The organism is Paenibacillus sp. OSY-SE (assembly GCF_000283315.1).
Classification (GTDB): Bacteria; Bacillota; Bacilli; order Paenibacillales; family Paenibacillaceae; genus Paenibacillus_B; species Paenibacillus_B profundus.
The window spans coordinates 87738-103081 of the sequence record NZ_ALKF01000182.1; the positions used below are offsets into that span (position 1 = coordinate 87738).

Annotated in this window: 16 protein-coding genes; 15 read left to right on the forward strand and 1 reads right to left on the reverse strand. The window is 49.6% G+C overall.

Annotated elements, in window-relative coordinates; all coding sequences use genetic code 11:
- Positions 1-130: 130 nt before the first annotated feature.
- The 14 genes from A372_RS0115155 to A372_RS0115220 all read left to right on the forward strand — a co-directional run bounded on the left by A372_RS0115155 (position 131) and on the right by A372_RS0115220 (position 13490).
- Positions 131-742 (forward strand): DedA family protein, encoded by a 612-nt coding sequence (locus tag A372_RS0115155; protein WP_443146840.1) that lies wholly within the window; start codon positions 131-133, stop codon positions 740-742.
- Positions 739-1305: a thioredoxin family protein gene (locus tag A372_RS0115160; protein ID WP_019421717.1), complete on the forward strand. Its 567-nt coding sequence runs from the start codon at positions 739-741 to the stop codon at positions 1303-1305. The genes A372_RS0115155 and A372_RS0115160 overlap by 4 nt, the downstream gene beginning before the upstream one ends.
- 22 nt (positions 1306-1327) lie before the next feature.
- Entirely contained in the window at positions 1328-1954 is a 627-nt protein-coding gene (locus A372_RS0115165) for an MBL fold metallo-hydrolase (protein ID WP_019421718.1), read from the forward strand.
- A gap of 269 nt (positions 1955-2223) precedes the next feature.
- Positions 2224-3456: a M24 family metallopeptidase gene (locus A372_RS0115170; RefSeq protein WP_019421719.1), complete on the forward strand. Its 1233-nt coding sequence runs from the start codon at positions 2224-2226 to the stop codon at positions 3454-3456.
- Between the two features lie 134 nt (positions 3457-3590).
- On the forward strand, positions 3591-3968 hold the full coding sequence (locus A372_RS0115175) for a hypothetical protein (RefSeq protein WP_019421720.1): 378 nt from the start codon (positions 3591-3593) through the stop codon (positions 3966-3968).
- A 203-nt stretch (positions 3969-4171) separates the two neighbouring features.
- Positions 4172-4459, forward strand: a complete 288-nt coding sequence (gene gatC, locus A372_RS0115180) for an Asp-tRNA(Asn)/Glu-tRNA(Gln) amidotransferase subunit GatC (RefSeq protein WP_019421721.1) — start codon at positions 4172-4174, stop codon at positions 4457-4459.
- Positions 4460-4482: 23 nt separating this feature from the next.
- Positions 4483-5940: an Asp-tRNA(Asn)/Glu-tRNA(Gln) amidotransferase subunit GatA gene (gene gatA / locus A372_RS0115185; RefSeq protein WP_019421722.1), complete on the forward strand. Its 1458-nt coding sequence runs from the start codon at positions 4483-4485 to the stop codon at positions 5938-5940.
- 17 nt (positions 5941-5957) lie between these two features.
- Positions 5958-7400 carry an Asp-tRNA(Asn)/Glu-tRNA(Gln) amidotransferase subunit GatB gene (gatB, locus tag A372_RS0115190; RefSeq protein ID WP_019421723.1) on the forward strand — a complete coding sequence of 481 codons (1443 nt, stop codon included), beginning with the start codon at positions 5958-5960 and terminating at the stop codon, positions 7398-7400.
- Between the two features lie 267 nt (positions 7401-7667).
- Positions 7668-8129, forward strand: a complete 462-nt coding sequence (locus A372_RS0115195) for a GNAT family N-acetyltransferase (protein ID WP_019421724.1) — start codon at positions 7668-7670, stop codon at positions 8127-8129.
- 354 nt (positions 8130-8483) lie between these two features.
- Entirely contained in the window at positions 8484-9071 is a 588-nt protein-coding gene (locus A372_RS0115200) for an RNA polymerase sigma factor (RefSeq protein ID WP_019421725.1), read from the forward strand.
- Positions 9072-9083: 12 nt separating this feature from the next.
- Positions 9084-9761, forward strand: coding sequence for a hypothetical protein (locus A372_RS0115205; RefSeq protein ID WP_019421726.1), 678 nt, complete (start codon positions 9084-9086; stop codon positions 9759-9761).
- Positions 9762-9825: 64 nt separating this feature from the next.
- Positions 9826-11016 carry a DUF4097 family beta strand repeat-containing protein gene (locus A372_RS0115210; RefSeq protein ID WP_019421727.1) on the forward strand — a complete coding sequence of 397 codons (1191 nt, stop codon included), beginning with the start codon at positions 9826-9828 and terminating at the stop codon, positions 11014-11016.
- Between the two features lie 142 nt (positions 11017-11158).
- Positions 11159-11596, forward strand: a complete 438-nt coding sequence (perR, locus tag A372_RS0115215; RefSeq protein WP_019421728.1) for a peroxide-responsive transcriptional repressor PerR — start codon at positions 11159-11161, stop codon at positions 11594-11596.
- A gap of 124 nt (positions 11597-11720) precedes the next feature.
- Positions 11721-13490 carry a glycosyl hydrolase family 18 protein gene (locus tag A372_RS0115220; protein ID WP_019421729.1) on the forward strand — a complete coding sequence of 590 codons (1770 nt, stop codon included), beginning with the start codon at positions 11721-11723 and terminating at the stop codon, positions 13488-13490.
- 139 nt (positions 13491-13629) lie between these two features.
- On the opposite strand, the gene A372_RS0115225 is transcribed toward A372_RS0115220, so the two are convergent.
- Positions 13630-14022 (reverse strand): YgzB family protein, encoded by a 393-nt coding sequence (locus tag A372_RS0115225; RefSeq protein ID WP_019421730.1) that lies wholly within the window; start codon positions 14020-14022, stop codon positions 13630-13632.
- Positions 14023-14139: 117 nt separating this feature from the next.
- Between A372_RS0115225 and A372_RS0115230 the strand changes: the two genes are divergently transcribed.
- Positions 14140-15030 carry a hypothetical protein gene (locus A372_RS0115230; protein WP_026011094.1) on the forward strand — a complete coding sequence of 297 codons (891 nt, stop codon included), beginning with the start codon at positions 14140-14142 and terminating at the stop codon, positions 15028-15030.
- Positions 15031-15344 lie beyond the last annotated feature (314 nt).

Genomic DNA, 15344 nt, shown 5'->3' on the forward strand with positions numbered 1-15344 from the left:
TCCTAGTACAAGTCGTGCTAGTCCATATGTATGCCGCTTCTTCGGGGGTCATGCCAGCAGTTGGAGTCATGTCCACTCATATGGTAGAATAAACTGGTACAAAAACAGAGGAGAGAAGCGTGCCGTGGAGATGATCCATCAAATAGTCAGTTCGCTGCTGGATTGGGTGCAGCAGCTTGGGGAATGGGGAATTATGCTGGGGCTCATGATTGAGGTTATTCCCAGTGAGATTGTGCTGGCGTACGGGGGATTTCTAGTCTCGGCTCAGCAGATAAGTTTTATTGAAGCTGTTATTTTCGGTGTCATCGGCGGCGTGCTTGCGCAGCTTTTTGTGTACTGGATCGGGAGATACGGAGGCAGACCGTTTCTGGAGCGTTTCGGGAAGTACATACTGATTAACAAGCATCATATCGACAAATCGGAGGAATGGTTTCAAAAATACGGAGCGGGGGTCATTTTTAGCGCGCGGTTCGTTCCAGTCGTCCGGCATGCGATCTCGATTCCGGCCGGAATTGCCAGAATGCCGGTATGGCGCTTTACGGTGCTTACGACATTGGCCGTCATCCCGTGGACGATATTTTTCGTCTACTTGGGATTTGTGCTCGGAGACAAATGGGAGACGATAAATGAAGCGGCAGCTCCTTATGTAAAGCCGTTCATTTTAGTTGCGTTAGCCATCCTTATCGTGTATGTTGTCATTAAATATACTAAATCCAGGAAGAAGGCGGGGAAGCGGAAATGAGCAAAAACGTTGCTGGCGTTCTAGGCAAAGGCATATCACCACAAGCATTCATCGATAGCATGCAAAAAAACAAAGAGGCGTTTCTCTCGTGGTACGAGCAATTCGAATGGGCGAATGAAGAGGATAAAGCGTACTTCGAATCGCTCCAATTCCGTGACGATATCCGTTGCCTTATCTTGGCGGCAGACTGGTGCGGAGACGTCGTTCGCAACGTTCCGGTCGTGTTCCGGGCGCTGGAGACGGCGCAGATGCAGACTGAAGTGCTCATTATGGAGCAATTCCCTGACGTGATGGATGAATTTCTTACGATGGGTGGACGTTCGGTTCCTATCGTTATTTTTGCGGATACCGGGGGGCACGTACTGGGGCAATGGGGACCTCGCCCAAGTGATGTTCAGGCGCACATGGTTGCATTCAAGCAAGCGAATCCGGATCGTGAAGCATCGGATTATCAAGACAAACTTCAAGTGGTCAGACAGCAGATGATGAAGCAATACGGTGAAAGCGCTGCTTATCATGCCCGCATTGTTTCCGAATTGAGAGAGCTGCTGTCCGCCCTGTAATGATCTAAGGCGGAGGTATATCATGTTTCGTATTCAAAGTTATTCATTGGGACCCGTGCAGACGAATGCCTATGTGCTCACGAATGAAACGACAAATGAAGCGATCGTCATCGATCCGGGGATGAATCCGGAGCCGCTGCTGGAAGCGCTGAAGGGCGTTTCTGTCAAGGCCATACTGTTGACGCATGCCCATTTCGATCATATTGGGGGCGTAGATCGTGTACGAGAAGCACATGGCGATTGTCCGGTGTACATACATGAACGGGAAGCGGAATGGCTGACGACGCCAGAGTTGAACGGCTCTACAATGTGGCCGCAGGTGTCGCCTCCGATGTCGATGAAGCCTGCCGAGCATTTGCTGCAGGACGGCCAGACGGTAGAGCTGATCGGACATACCTTCCATGTTATGCATACGCCGGGTCATTCCCCGGGCAGCGTCAGTTTCCTGCATGAGAAGCATCTTTTCTCGGGAGACGTGCTGTTCCGCACGTCCGTGGGACGCACCGATTTGCGGGACGGCAATATGGAGCAGCTGCTGCAGTCCATCCATGGGAAGCTGTTTCCGTTAGCTGATGACGTCACCGTATATTCGGGTCATGGACCTGTGACTACCATCGGTTATGAGAAGGAACATAATCCATTTGTGTAAAGGCGGTTGTTCAAAAATTTCCTTCTTCGGGAATGCTTCCGATGCGGTTTTCTCACGAAAACTTGCACTACTCGGTGCTGAAAGGTGATCTTTTTGAACACGCATGAAAAGATAACTATCCTAGCACGGCTCGTCGATCCTTGGGGTTCGAACGGGTCGTTTTTTTTGTTCCCGAATGCGACCAACGAAGGCGGTCGGCCGTTGGCGGAGACAGGCGTTCGTGGTATGATTAAATATAATTGTTGATGACTGTTAGGAAGGGGAGCCCTATGATTTCGATGATGAAGCAGGAATGTGAAAGCCGGATTTCCCGGCTGCAATCGGTCATGAAGGAACAATCTATCAATGCCTTTCTTGTCACGCAAAATATAGATATCTACTATTTTACCGGGTCGATGCAGACGGGGTATTTATTCATCCCACAGAGCGAGGAACCGGTATTTTTCGTAAAACGAAGTGTTGCGCGCGCCATTGAGGAGGCTTGTGTTCCAGTGCTGCCGCTTGGCTCGTTCCGGCAGTTCGCTGAGACGCTCGCAGCACAGTTTCCTTCAGTGTGGCCGCTCTCAAGCGCTAAAGGCAGCATTGCGCCAGCTGTCATTGCTACGGAATATGATGTGCTGCCCGTTCAACAGTATGAGCGGCTTCAAGCGGTTCTTCCCGCGAATGTGACTTGGACCGACGGGTCTCTCCTGCTGCGCGAGCTGCGCATGGTGAAATCGCCATGGGAAGTTGAACGCATCATGACAGCGGCACGAGCTGCGCATCACGCTATGGAGCAGGCGGCTGCTTACGTGCGGCCGGGCATGATGGAGCTGGAGCTTATCGCTCATATTGAGTATGCCTTCCGCATGCAGGGACATATCGGCATGATTCGCATGCGCGGCTACAATCAAGAGCTCGTGACAGGCATGGTAGCGTCTGGCGAAGCGGGAGCGGAGCCGACCTATTTCGACGGTCCCGCGGGCGGGCGCGGCTTGACGCCGGCCAGTCCTCAAGGCTCGAGCCGCAAAGTTATCGCCGTCAATGAGCCGATTCTGGTCGATATCGGCTGCTGCATTGACGGATACGTTATCGACCAGACCCGCACGATCGTCATCGGGAAGCTCGATGATGAGCTTCAGCAGGCGTATGAGGCTTCTGAAGCTATTTTGCGGGCGGCGGAAGAGCGTTTGAAGCCTGGTATCGTTTGTGAGACGCTGTATGCCGACGCGCTGGAAATGGCGCGGAATTACGGCTTGTCTGATCATTTTATGGGCTTTGGGGCAGATCAAGTGAGATTTCTCGGTCACGGCATCGGGATGGAAATCGATGAATGGCCTGTTCTGGCTCGCGGCTTCAAGCAGCCGCTCCAAGCGGGAATGGTCATCGCGATTGAACCAAAATTTACATTTCCAGGCCGCGGCGTAGTCGGAATCGAGGATACATATCTGATTACAGAGACTGGATATAAACGGTTGACGACGGCGCCGGGAGGATTGATTTCCATTCCAGCTCCGCAGTAGCGGGAGGGGAAACTTTTCATATCGTTTATCGTAATATAGTAGTATCTATTCACCAGAGCAGTGCGTATACATTTACAGGACCCATAAATTTTAGTACCATAGTAAAAACAGCATACGGATGGGAGGCATGGACAATGCTGCATTTGGGAGAGAAGGTAGTCATTGTAGCCGACCGTTTCGAACAACATTTGCCTATCGGGGAATATGGCTATATCATTGCCCATGACCGCAATGCGGATAACGCATTCGATTACGTCATCCGGGTTCCGAAAGCAAACCGCAACTTCTTCGTGCCGGCATCTGATGTCGAACAAGAAGACCTGCTGCTGCAGCAGGAAGCGGACCGCATCGAACGGGAAGCTCTTATCGATTATGCCCTTGCGACCCGCAATGAATCTTTGTTCCGCCGCATCATGAACGGTGATACTGCGGAAGAGGAAGAAGAGCAGGTTCAAGAAGCTTTGTCTCAGGAAGAGTTTGTACGCCAAGTGAATTTGCGCGCTTGGATTTAATGAAGAACCGAACACCGAGCACTGGATCTCATCTGGTGCATCGGTGTTTTTTTGTGGATTGGCAGCGCTTGGATCCAGGGCGATCAGAAGCGCCTTAATAACAGCGCCGCATTAACGGAATCGCGCGTTGAGTTGAATGCCCTTCTAAGCTATAATAAAGGGATGAATTTGGCCATGATGGCGCAAGGAGGAGCATGTTGCCGATGAGCATCCACGTACAGGACGTTGAACACGTCGCCAAGTTGGCAAGACTCAATTTGAGCGACGAAGAGAAAGAACGCTATACGGAACAACTGAACGCTATACTGAAGTATGCGGAGAAGTTGAACGAATTAAATACGGATGACGTCTCGCCGACGACGCATGTTCTGCCGATTCGGAACGTGATGCGTGAGGATGAAGTTCGTCCATCGTTACCGATAGAGAAAGTAATGGCTAACGCACCGGAGGAAGAAGACGGACAATTTAAAGTTCCGGCCGTATTGGAATGAAGTGATAAGGGAGGATATCCGCATTGACGCCACTTGAGATGTCTATATCGGAATTAAAGCAAGCTTTAACGGATCGCAAGCTGTCTGCTTCCGAATTGGCGGACGCGTCGTATCGACGCATCGCTGAGACGGATGAGCGCGTGCAAGCGTTCCTTACTCTGAATGAGGAAGGCGCTCGCGAGCAGGCAAGCCTTACTGACGGCCGCATCGCACAAGGAGAAGCCGTCGATATTCTGGCTGGTGTACCGGCCGGTATTAAAGATAACATCGTGACCGAAGGACTGCGCACGACTTGTGCAAGTCGCTTCTTGGACAATTATAAGCCTATTTATGATGGAACCGTCTCTCGCAAGCTGAGAGACGCGCAAGTCGTTACAATCGGCAAGCTGAATATGGACGAATTTGCAATGGGCGGTTCCAATGAGAACTCCGCCTTCAAGAGCACGCGCAATCCTTGGGACTTGGAATGTGTGCCGGGCGGATCCAGTGGCGGTTCCGCTGCAGCCGTTGCCGCAGGACAGGTGAGCTTCGCGCTCGGTTCGGATACGGGCGGTTCCATTCGTCAGCCGGCCTCCTACTGCGGTGTCGTCGGGCTCAAGCCTACATACGGCCTCGTATCGCGCTTTGGCTTGGTGGCGTTTGCGTCCTCGCTTGACCAGATTGGCCCGTTGACGAGAAGCGTTGAGGATGCCGCTCATGTGCTGCAAGCGATCGCGGGTTATGACAAGTTGGACTCTACTTCGGCTGATGTCTCTATTCCGGACTACGCGGAGGCGCTTACTGGTGACGTGAAGGGTCTGCGCATCGGCGTGCCGAAGGAATATATTGGACAAGGCGTCGACCCGAAGGTGAAAGAAGCTGTGCTAGCCGCATTGAACGTATTCGAGAGCTTAGGCGCGACGTGGGAAGAAGTGTCCATGCCGCATACCGATTATGCGGTAGCGACGTACTATTTGCTGGCTTCATCCGAAGCCTCGTCCAACTTGGCGCGCTTCGATGGCGTTCGCTACGGCGTGCGCGCAGACAATCCAGACAACTTGCTGCAGTTGTATCACGAGTCACGGAGCCAAGGCTTCGGTCCGGAAGTGAAGCGCCGCATTATGCTAGGAACCTACGCGCTCAGCTCCGGCTATTATGATGCGTATTATTTGAAAGCCCAGAAAGTGCGTACGCTCATCAAACAAGATTTTGATGAAGCGTTTAACCAATACGATATTTTGCTTGGACCTACTGCGCCGACGACGGCGTTCCGCCTGGGTGAGCAAATTGATGATCCGCTTGCTATGTATTTGAATGATATTTTGACGATTCCAGTCAGCTTGGCAGGCGTGCCTGCGATAAGCATACCGTGTGGCTTGGCAGACGGCTTGCCGGTCGGATTGCAGCTCATCGGCAAGGCGTTCCAAGAGACGACCGTGCTTCGCGCAGCCCATGCGTTCGAGCAGCACACCGAGTACCATAAGCTGCGTCCGCAGCTGTAATTGAGGAGGTTTGAGACATGCCGAGTGCAAAATATGAAACGGTTATCGGCTTGGAAGTGCACGTCGAGCTGCATACCAACTCGAAAATTTTTTGCGGCTGCTCCACGGAATTCGGAGCCCCGCCGAACACGCATACTTGCCCGATTTGCTTGGGGCATCCCGGCGTCCTTCCGGTATTGAACCGTCAAGCGGTGGAATACGCGATGAAAGCCGCGATGGCGCTCAATTGCGAGATTGCGTCGGTCAGCAAATTCGACCGTAAAAACTATTTCTACCCTGATTCGCCGAAGGCATATCAGATTTCGCAGTATGACAAGCCAATCGGAGAGAACGGCTGGATTGATATTGAAGTGAATGGCGAGACGAAGCGTATCGGCATCAATCGCCTGCATCTGGAGGAAGACGCAGGAAAGCTGACACACGTTGATGGAGGTTACGCTTCGTTGGTTGACTTTAATCGCGTCGGTACGCCGCTGGTCGAGATCGTGTCAGAGCCTGAGCTGTGTTCTCCTGAAGAAGCGAAAGCTTACTTGGAGAAAATGAAGGCCATTATGCAGTACTGCGACGTGTCCGATGTGAAGATGGAGGAAGGCTCACTGCGCTGTGATGCCAACATCAGCTTGCGTCCTCACGGACAGAAGGAGCTTGGCACGAAGGCCGAGCTGAAGAATATGAACTCGTTCCGTGGTGTGCAGCGGGGATTGGAATATGAGGAAGAACGCCAAGCAGATATATTGGACGATGGCGGCCTTGTCGTTCAAGAAACCCGCCGCTGGGATGAAGCGCAAGGACGCACGCTGTCCATGCGCAGCAAGGAAGAAGCACACGATTATCGCTACTTCCCAGACCCGGATCTCGTTACGCTTCATATCGATGACGAATGGAAAGAGCGTGTGCGCGCCTCTATTCCGGAACTGCCGGATGCTCTCCAAGCACGGTACACAGCCGAATATGGCTTGTCCGCATACGACGCGGAAGGGATTACTTCCTCTAAGAAGCTGGCCGATCTCTTTGAAGAAAGCCTTCAATATACGAAGGATGCCAAAGCGGTGGCGAACTGGATTATGGGTGAGTTGCTCGGATATGTAAATGGCAACGGAATCGAAATCGATGCCGTGAAGCTGAACGGACAAGGCTTGGGCGAGATGATTGGGTTAATCGAAAAAGGGACGATCAGCAGCAAGATTGCAAAGACGGTGTTTAAGGAAATGCTGGAGTCCGGTAAATCTCCGCAAGTCATTGTGGAAGAGAAAGGTCTCGTTCAAATTAGCGATGAAGGCGCAATTAAAGCGATCGTAGAACAAATTATTACGAAGAACCCGCAATCTGTTGAAGATTATCGTGCAGGCAAGGAAAAAGCAATCGGATTTCTCGTCGGTCAAGTTATGAAGGAGACTAAAGGGAAAGCCAATCCGGGGCTTGTCAATCAACTTCTTGTCGATTGCTTAAAGCAGGCGTAACACTGATCGAGTAGCGGTCAACAAGACAAGCATCTGCAAGAGCGGAACAACTGGCTGTGTTCATTCCTTTTCACAGATGGAAGGACACGGCGGATGTTCCGCTTTTTGCTCAATAATTCATTGGAGAGGCTCTTCGAAAAGCTCCCCTTTTGATCACGAAGCATCCCAAGATGTGATTCGACATCGAATCTTGTAATCACTCTCGAAGTCCGGTGCTGAAAAGGGACCTTTTGAACACGAATTCGGAGCAAGGACGGAGGTGTGGTCATGATTAAGCAGTTGGAGATGAATGATGAGGAGACGCTGGAACAGCTCTGGTACCTGCAGCAGCTGGCTTACCGCATCGAAGCGGACATTCTCGGCTTTGATCGGATTCCACCGCTGATGGACACGATCGAGGACTTGCGGCAGACGGTTGAAAAGTTCTACGGCTGGTGGGATGGTGTTGAATTAGTCGGCGCCTTGTCTTATGAAATGGTTACGCCCACGATTATGGATATTTGCCGTTTGATGGTGCGTCCCGATCATTTCAGGCAAGGAATCGGTTCAGAGCTATTAAAGTTTGCGCTTCAATGCCCCCAGGTGTCGATATTTCGCATTGCTACAGGTGTCCGTAATCTGCCTGCGTTGAAGCTGTATGAACGTGAAGGCTTTCGGGCAGTGCGCGATGAGGAAATAGCATCAGGTGTATGGCTCCGCCATTTGGAGAAAGTAATGACCTTCGAGTAATAGAAGTTGTTCAAAAAGCCCCCTTTTGACCATCATTTTAGGTGCTCATGTAGTTTCGCTAGCGAATGCTTCCGATGCGGTTTTCTTGCGAAAACTTATACTTCTCGGTGCTGAAAAGGGTCCTTTTTGAACACGCACTAATACTTTGCTCTTGGGCCCGAACTCGATTCTGCTTCAAGTCTCCCCGTCGTCAGCATACGGCAGCCTAGACTAAAGTCGGTGAAACCTTCCTAGACTCAGGAAGGTTTCTTTCGTTTCTTACTCCAACGTACAATAGAGATAAGCAAATTAGTACGGTATGGCGAGAGTGAAAAGGCCTACCTTGGGCACTGGAGGAAAGGAAGTCGACGTAACGTGTATCGTGAGCTGATGAAACAATCGGATGAGCTGCTGGTGCAGCATGTATTGGAAGGCAATGAGGAAGCAATGCGTATAATGGTGGAAAGACACCGTCCCTTTGTGTTAACGTGTATTTGTCGAACGATTCAAGATCGTTTTTTAGCGGAGGATATTGCACAAGAAGTGTTGGTGAAAGCCTATCGCCATCTGCATACCTTTCGCGGGGATTCTAAATTTACGACATGGCTTTACCGATTAACGAAAAATCAACTCATTGATTCAATACGCAGGCAGCATAAAGGAGGCCAGGTGGAACGGTTGGAGCCGTACCATGTCGTGTCTCTACAATTCCATGATGTATCGGAAATGCCGGAAGAACAAGTAATGAAGCGGGAATGTTGCGAAGAAGTGCGCCGTACGCTGCGCTCGCTGCCCGATAAATATAGGATGGTAATGGAGCTTTATCATATGCGGGAGCGCACGTATGCCGAAATAGCCGAAATGCTGGAAATGCCCGTAAGAACGGTGGAAACTCGACTGTACCGTGCCAAGACGCTCTTTAAGCGCAAATGGACAGAAAGCGTTGGAGCAGGGGTGTTATGAGGAGGGATGAAGATGGAAGATACGGAACGTAAAGGATTCAACAACCCGCAGAACAATAATGATCAAGATGATAAGTTAGGCAATGAGCAGGAAGAACAGTTTCTCCGGCGTCGCATGGCCTATTTGGAACGGATGCGCCGCTCTCATCAAGGACGCAGAGATGTTCCCCCTTATAATGAGATGCCACCGGTACCCCCGGTCCCGCCGATGTATGGGACGATGCCCCCGAAGAAGAGTAAGTTCGTCGCGTCGATGCTCTCATTTATTTTTCCTGGGGTAGGGCATTTCTATTTAGGGTTAATGCAGCGGGGATTAATTATCATTATGCTGTTGGCGCTCGATATTGTAGCAATCGTATATTTTTCTGCCGTCGATGCGAAAGTAAATGTACCTCTGATTGTGCTGCTTGCTTTAATGCTCCCTGTTATTTATTTCTTTAACTTATTTGATGCGCTGCAAAGTACAGAGAGGGTCAATCATCAAGCGATGTACGGAACGACAGAACATGTGCGCCAAGGACCTTGGCTCGGATTGCTCCTTCTGTTCGGGGGATTCATCATGCTGCTGTTCACGGTTGATCCGGTGTGGCTGCGATGGTTCTTCACCTATGCGGGTTCCTATGCCGGAGCAGCAGTGCTCATAGGCGGAGGGATTTTCTTGTTGGTAAAAGAATCGAGAAAAAGACGTTAAAAGAACGTGTTCAAAAAGGTCTTTTTTGAACAACCTCTAGCAGGACGTAAGGAGTTGGACTACAGTGTTTAAGGTGGGTCGATTTACCGCATCGCTCTTGCTTGTTACGGTAGGTTGCATGCTGCTGATGGACCAGTTGTTCGGATTTCACAGCATGAACCAGCTGCTCCTGTGGTGGCCTCTTATCTTCGTGCTGTGGGGTGTAGAATATATATGGTTTGGAATGCGCCATAAGGATAAAGACGGAAAACGACAATGGAAGATGGATTGGCTAGGCATGTTTGTCGCCATATTCATTACAATATCAGTGTTCACCGTATCACAGCCGGCTTTATTCCGTGATTGGGTCAGAAGCATTCAATTTGATTTCTCCATGATGAAGGAAATGGCGAAGGGTGAAGGAATACCATTTAAGCAGCCCAAACAGACGCATCCCATTTCCAACCGTGTGGAACAACTAGTCGTACGCAATAATATTGGCAATGTATACATTCGTTCCTCAGCTGCCGCAGAGGTGGAAGTGGAGACGACCGTCGTCGTGGACGGTGCAAGTCGTGAAGATGCGCAACTTCTTGCCGATAAATCACGTACACAAATAAAGACACTCATACCGGACAAGAAGCTGATGATTGAAGGCGTGCCCGCCCGGAATGTAAATAATCAACAGCAAGTACGTATGGATATTATCGTTACGGTTCCGGAGACATTAACTTGGAAGACGCATGTTCAATCCAATAACGGCGACATTCGCATCGAACAAATGAATGGTGGGGTCGAAGCTAAGACGAAGAATGGAGTTGTTCAGCTTCAAGATATCTCGGGACCCGCTCTGACGGATACATTGAACGGCGATGTTTTCGTTAAGCAAGTCCAGGGTGATGTGCACGCTACTACATTGCACGGCAATGTCTACCTTAATGATATAAACGGAGACATAATAACAGAGACGAAGAATGGAGATATCGAGATAAACCAAGCTGCGCGCGGTATCCAAGCTGAGACATTGAGCGGCGACTTGCTCGTTGAGTCTGACGTCATTGAAGGTGACTGGAAGCTGCAGAGCTTGGCGGGAGATTCGATGATACGGATTCCGGAGGATGCGAATGTCCACATCGTTGCAACCAATCTATTCGGCGATGTCGATACGAATTTCCCACTCGATGTAATGGACAATAAAGTGGAGGGTTCATTAGGAAATGGAGCCTTTCAGTTATCTTTGGAGACAAACGGAGATATTAGCATATTAAAACGTTAACTGTGCGTCATATATTAGCATTGACAACAAAAAGAACTTCCCCGTACAATGGACATATAGAAATTATTTTCTGATAATCGTTACAATGTACGATTTGAATTCCCGAATCTTTACAATGTGAGCGTAGAAGGCGGTGGACAGGATGAAAACGCGGGTTCAAAATGCATTGGAGCAATTAAAAATGTCCGGAGTACGCATCACGCCACAGAGACATGCAATTCTAGCCTATTTGATGGATGCTATGACTCATCCGACAGCGGATGAAATATATCGAGCGCTCGAACCGAGATTTCCGAGCATGAGCGTCGCTACGGTATATAACAACTTGAAGTTGTTTATCGAGGCTGGGCTCGTTCGTGAATTGACTTATGGGGATAGTTCTAGTCGCTTTGATGCGGATGTGTCAGACCATTACCATGCCATCTGTGAGCAATGCGGTAAGATCGTTGACTTCTCCATACCTTCTTTGGAATCAGTGGAGCAGACGGCGGCGGAACGGACTGGCTTTGTCGTACGAGGCCACCGTATGGAAGTGTACGGAGTATGTCAAGCTTGTGCGGAATCAGCTTCCAGCAAGTAGAGAAGCCTTTCGCTATGATTATGTAGAAATGAACCATGCGCGCAGCATTTATTTGCTTGCGCGCTTTTTATATTTTATACACGATCTTTATCAAGACAAACAGGGGAGTAGGAGTGACGACATTATGGGAAACAGAGGGAGGCGGCCAAGCGCTCCGCACAATCGTTCTGAGCAGCCATACGGCAGGACGACCCGATCTACAAAGAAGAAACGGGGTTGCGGCGGGTGCCTGTTTATTTTGATTGGGATCGGCATACTTACCATCAGTATATGGAAGGGACTTGATGGATGGTGGCCGAATAACGAGATTGCAGAATCGGACATGTCTAAAGTGGAACAGCCGCTCACATGGAACGGAGCGTGGAGCGGTTATGGTACGAAGGGGCGCGGGGAAAAGCTGCTAATACCGCTAGAAGCGCTGCAGAAGAAGCTTCCGATCGTCTATGAGGCAGCATCGGACACGGTTATATTGACTAGTGCGAAAGATGTGGCCTCGCTTCAGCTCGAACAGTCAAAAGGAACATGGAACGGGAGAACGAAAAATTGGGATGCGGCTGCGGTAAGTATAGACGGAGATGTGTATGTACCTGTCGGCGTGCTTCAAGAAATGTATGGACTTCAAGCCAAGCAGTATCCTTCCAATGGGGCCGTACAGCTTGGTTTTCCCGGGCAAAGCTTGCAGGCGGGCGTAATCGCCGAGCAGAAGAATGCGGATGATATGGTTACGATGAGACAAGAAGCGGATAAACGCTCGGCCATCGTACAGAAGTTATCTGGCGGATCGGAGCTGACAATATGGAAAGAACGCGATGAGTGGGTATATGTCGAAGCAGATGGCGGAGCTTTTGGTTACTTGCCGAAGAAGGATGTACAGTACACGGATAAAAACGTAGTTCCAGATGTGAAACCGGCACCGAAGCCGCGATTCGTAGAGGAGAAGAAATCTGTCAGTCTCGCGTGGGAAGCTGTATATTCTCGCAATCCGGATCCGGCGAAGCTGCCGTCCATGCCTGGAACGAACGTAATTAGCCCCACGTGGTTCAGCTTAGCTGATGATGAAGGGAACGTTCAGAGCAAGGGTGATCTAAGGCTGAGCAATTGGGCTCACCGCAATGACAAAGAGGTATGGGCACTGTACAGCAACAGCTTCGAGCCGGAGCGTACGACGGAAGCATTGTCTACATTTGAAAGACGAAGCCGGACGATTGAACAGTTGCTGCGATTGGCGGAGCAATATCAGGTCGATGGAATTAACCTTGATTATGAGAACGTAAATGTGGAAGATCGGGATCAATTAACGCAATTCGTGCGGGAGCTGACACCTCGAATGCATGCTCAAGGCTTAGTCGTCACCATAGACGTTACCGCCAAGTCGAGCAGTGGTCGTTGGTCGCAATTTTTAGACAGGGAAAAGCTTGGTGAGGTCGTAGATTTCATGATGGTCATGGCTTACGATGAACATTGGGCAGCAAGCCCCATCGCGGGCTCAGTCGCTTCTTTACCATGGGTGGAGCAATCTGTATCTCGTATAATGGAAGAAGATAAAGTGCCGGCACACAAGCTGGTGCTCGGAATGCCTCTGTATACGAGAATATGGACGGAAGAAGTGAAGAATGGAGAAACGAAGGTAAGCTCCAAGTCGGTTGGCATGCGAACGATTCAAGAACTGCTGCAGGAGCAGAAGCTGAAGCCTGTTTTCTCGGAGCAAACCGGTCAAAACTATGTCGAGTTCAAAGAGGATGGCGTCGTAAAAAAAATATGGATTGAAGATGAGCGCTCTGTTCGCTCGCGGATTGTGCTTGCGCAGCAGCTTGGATTGGGTGGAATCGCAGTCTGGGCACGCAGCTTTGCCGATTCGGATATATGGAACGTGCTACGGTACCCGGCGTCATAACTTTATAATCCTTTATCAAATAAGAAAGCCGTCTGCTCATATGCAGGCGGCTTCATTAATACGGCCCAACGTTCACGTTCACGTGAATGCGTTGAACGGTCTGTGTACATTGGTTATGTATGCTGTACACTTGTTGTTTCTATTTGCTCTCTTCCAATTGTGATGCTTGAACTTCATTGTCTTCGAGTGACGGTTCGGCAGTTGCCTTGTCAGGATCCAGCGTCAGGATGGTCCGGCAGAACATGCAACGATCCGTTTTGCCAAGCATTTTGGTCTGGCGTCCGCATTCCGGACATTTCAGCACGACTGCGCTAGTAGAGAGCATTCCTGCCCAGAAGTAAATGGCCACGCTGCCAAGCAGCACGATCATACCGAGGACCATGAATACTCCGGCAAAGGCTCTACCCTGCAAGCCCCACATTAAAATTCCTGCAGTGCCAAGCACCATCATTCCCATACCGGCTAGAGTAAGGACAAGACCCCAAAGACGGAACTCGTTAATTTTGCTCGTTCTGAAAATACGATGTTTCATTGCAGCCCCCCCAATCGTGTATGAAAATGTTTTTGAATTAGAAGGAAAGAGAGATTCTATGTAGAATTATAAACTATCATTCGATGTAAAAGAAAGCCAAAAAGCGTGGGATAAAGAATGAAACAAGTAATGGATGACTCAATTGACCAATTGTCCGGTGCGGCAAGCGTGAGCGGTGTTCTTGTCCTTAAGCGCAATCAGCTTGACGGAGAAATGCATGAGCATACCGAATGGGACCGTTACATACTGGTTATCGACGAAGAGTGTCCGTCTCATCCTTATCATGCAATTCAAGTTTCGAACGAAGAGCGGTCTGTTACACGTTGGACCTGCGTTCATCCTGATGAGTGGGAAGAGTGGATTACATCTATAGAAGTTCAGCCATTTATATCTTCCTTAGGACGAGCGGATATTATAGTAGATCGCAGCGGTACGCTAACTGCATGGCGGAAACGGCTTGAGGATCACAAGAAGGCATCGGCACACCTGGAGTATATGAAGACGTATGCTTGTTTTCTGGATTCTCACACTCAGGCGAAGCATTTTTTACAGATGAATTACATGCTCGATGCTTACCGCTATGTAGATCAAGCATTTTATTACTGGGCGCGCCTTGTTGTTATGGAGCAGGGGGAAATGCCGCGTGCTGCATTATGGCAGCAAGTTAAATGTCTTAACTTAGGCGTGTATAAGATGTACGAAGAGTTTACGATGAGTTCGGAATCCATGTCGCAGCGGATTCAGCTTGCGCTGCTAGCTTGTGAATTTTCATTGTCGTCGAAGATTACAGAAAGCTGTGCGCCGTTATTGGGATGGATAAAGCAAGCTCAGGGCCCTGTGCCGATGGCGAACATTATGCAGCATGCCGAGTTCAAGTGGCTGGGGAAATACTTGCCGACGCTGTTGAAGAAGCTCGTTCACCGTGGATATCTTGATGAGAAGTTGGTGGAGCACACGACGCCATATGGGAATTTGGGCAACGTGCAAGCTTATGAATGGGTTGGATAAATGCAGAGCACAATAGGGTGTGAAGCTGAAGCTACATTTGGCAACAATGTAGCTTTTTATTTTTTCTGAAATAACTGTTGACTCTCAATGTGAATATGTGATACATTAATACTCGCCCTTCTTGAGAGAGCAACTTTTAAAACTTACGCTTCGAAAGAGGCTGAAAAAAAGTTATAAAAAACGCTTGACTTTGAAACGGTGAACATGATATATTATAAGAGTCGCTGCTGAACAAAGCGACTTGATGAAGCGAGTGAGATTGAGGCTTGAAAAGCCTTGAAGCAGCAAGCTTCGCTGGAATGAAGATTGTTCTT

Excerpts from the sequence above, each read along its gene's own strand:
- A372_RS0115195 (WP_019421724.1), top strand. The coding sequence starts at position 7,668 with ATGATTAAGCAGTTGGAGATGAATGATGAGGAGACGCTGGAACAGCTC.
- gatC (WP_019421721.1), top strand. The coding sequence starts at position 4,172 with ATGAGCATCCACGTACAGGACGTTGAACACGTCGCCAAGTTGGCAAGA.
- A372_RS0115225 (WP_019421730.1), bottom strand. The coding sequence starts at position 14,022 with ATGAAACATCGTATTTTCAGAACGAGCAAAATTAACGAGTTCCGTCTT.
- gatB (WP_019421723.1), top strand. The coding sequence starts at position 5,958 with ATGCCGAGTGCAAAATATGAAACGGTTATCGGCTTGGAAGTGCACGTC.
- A372_RS0115155 (WP_443146840.1), top strand. The coding sequence starts at position 131 with ATGATCCATCAAATAGTCAGTTCGCTGCTGGATTGGGTGCAGCAGCTT.
- A372_RS0115205 (WP_019421726.1), top strand. The coding sequence starts at position 9,084 with ATGGAAGATACGGAACGTAAAGGATTCAACAACCCGCAGAACAATAAT.
- A372_RS0115220 (WP_019421729.1), top strand. The coding sequence starts at position 11,721 with ATGGGAAACAGAGGGAGGCGGCCAAGCGCTCCGCACAATCGTTCTGAG.
- A372_RS0115230 (WP_026011094.1), top strand. The coding sequence starts at position 14,140 with ATGAAACAAGTAATGGATGACTCAATTGACCAATTGTCCGGTGCGGCA.
- A372_RS0115170 (WP_019421719.1), top strand. The coding sequence starts at position 2,224 with ATGATTTCGATGATGAAGCAGGAATGTGAAAGCCGGATTTCCCGGCTG.
- A372_RS0115165 (WP_019421718.1), top strand. The coding sequence starts at position 1,328 with ATGTTTCGTATTCAAAGTTATTCATTGGGACCCGTGCAGACGAATGCC.
- A372_RS0115175 (WP_019421720.1), top strand. The coding sequence starts at position 3,591 with ATGCTGCATTTGGGAGAGAAGGTAGTCATTGTAGCCGACCGTTTCGAA.
- perR (WP_019421728.1), top strand. The coding sequence starts at position 11,159 with ATGAAAACGCGGGTTCAAAATGCATTGGAGCAATTAAAAATGTCCGGA.
- A372_RS0115160 (WP_019421717.1), top strand. The coding sequence starts at position 739 with ATGAGCAAAAACGTTGCTGGCGTTCTAGGCAAAGGCATATCACCACAA.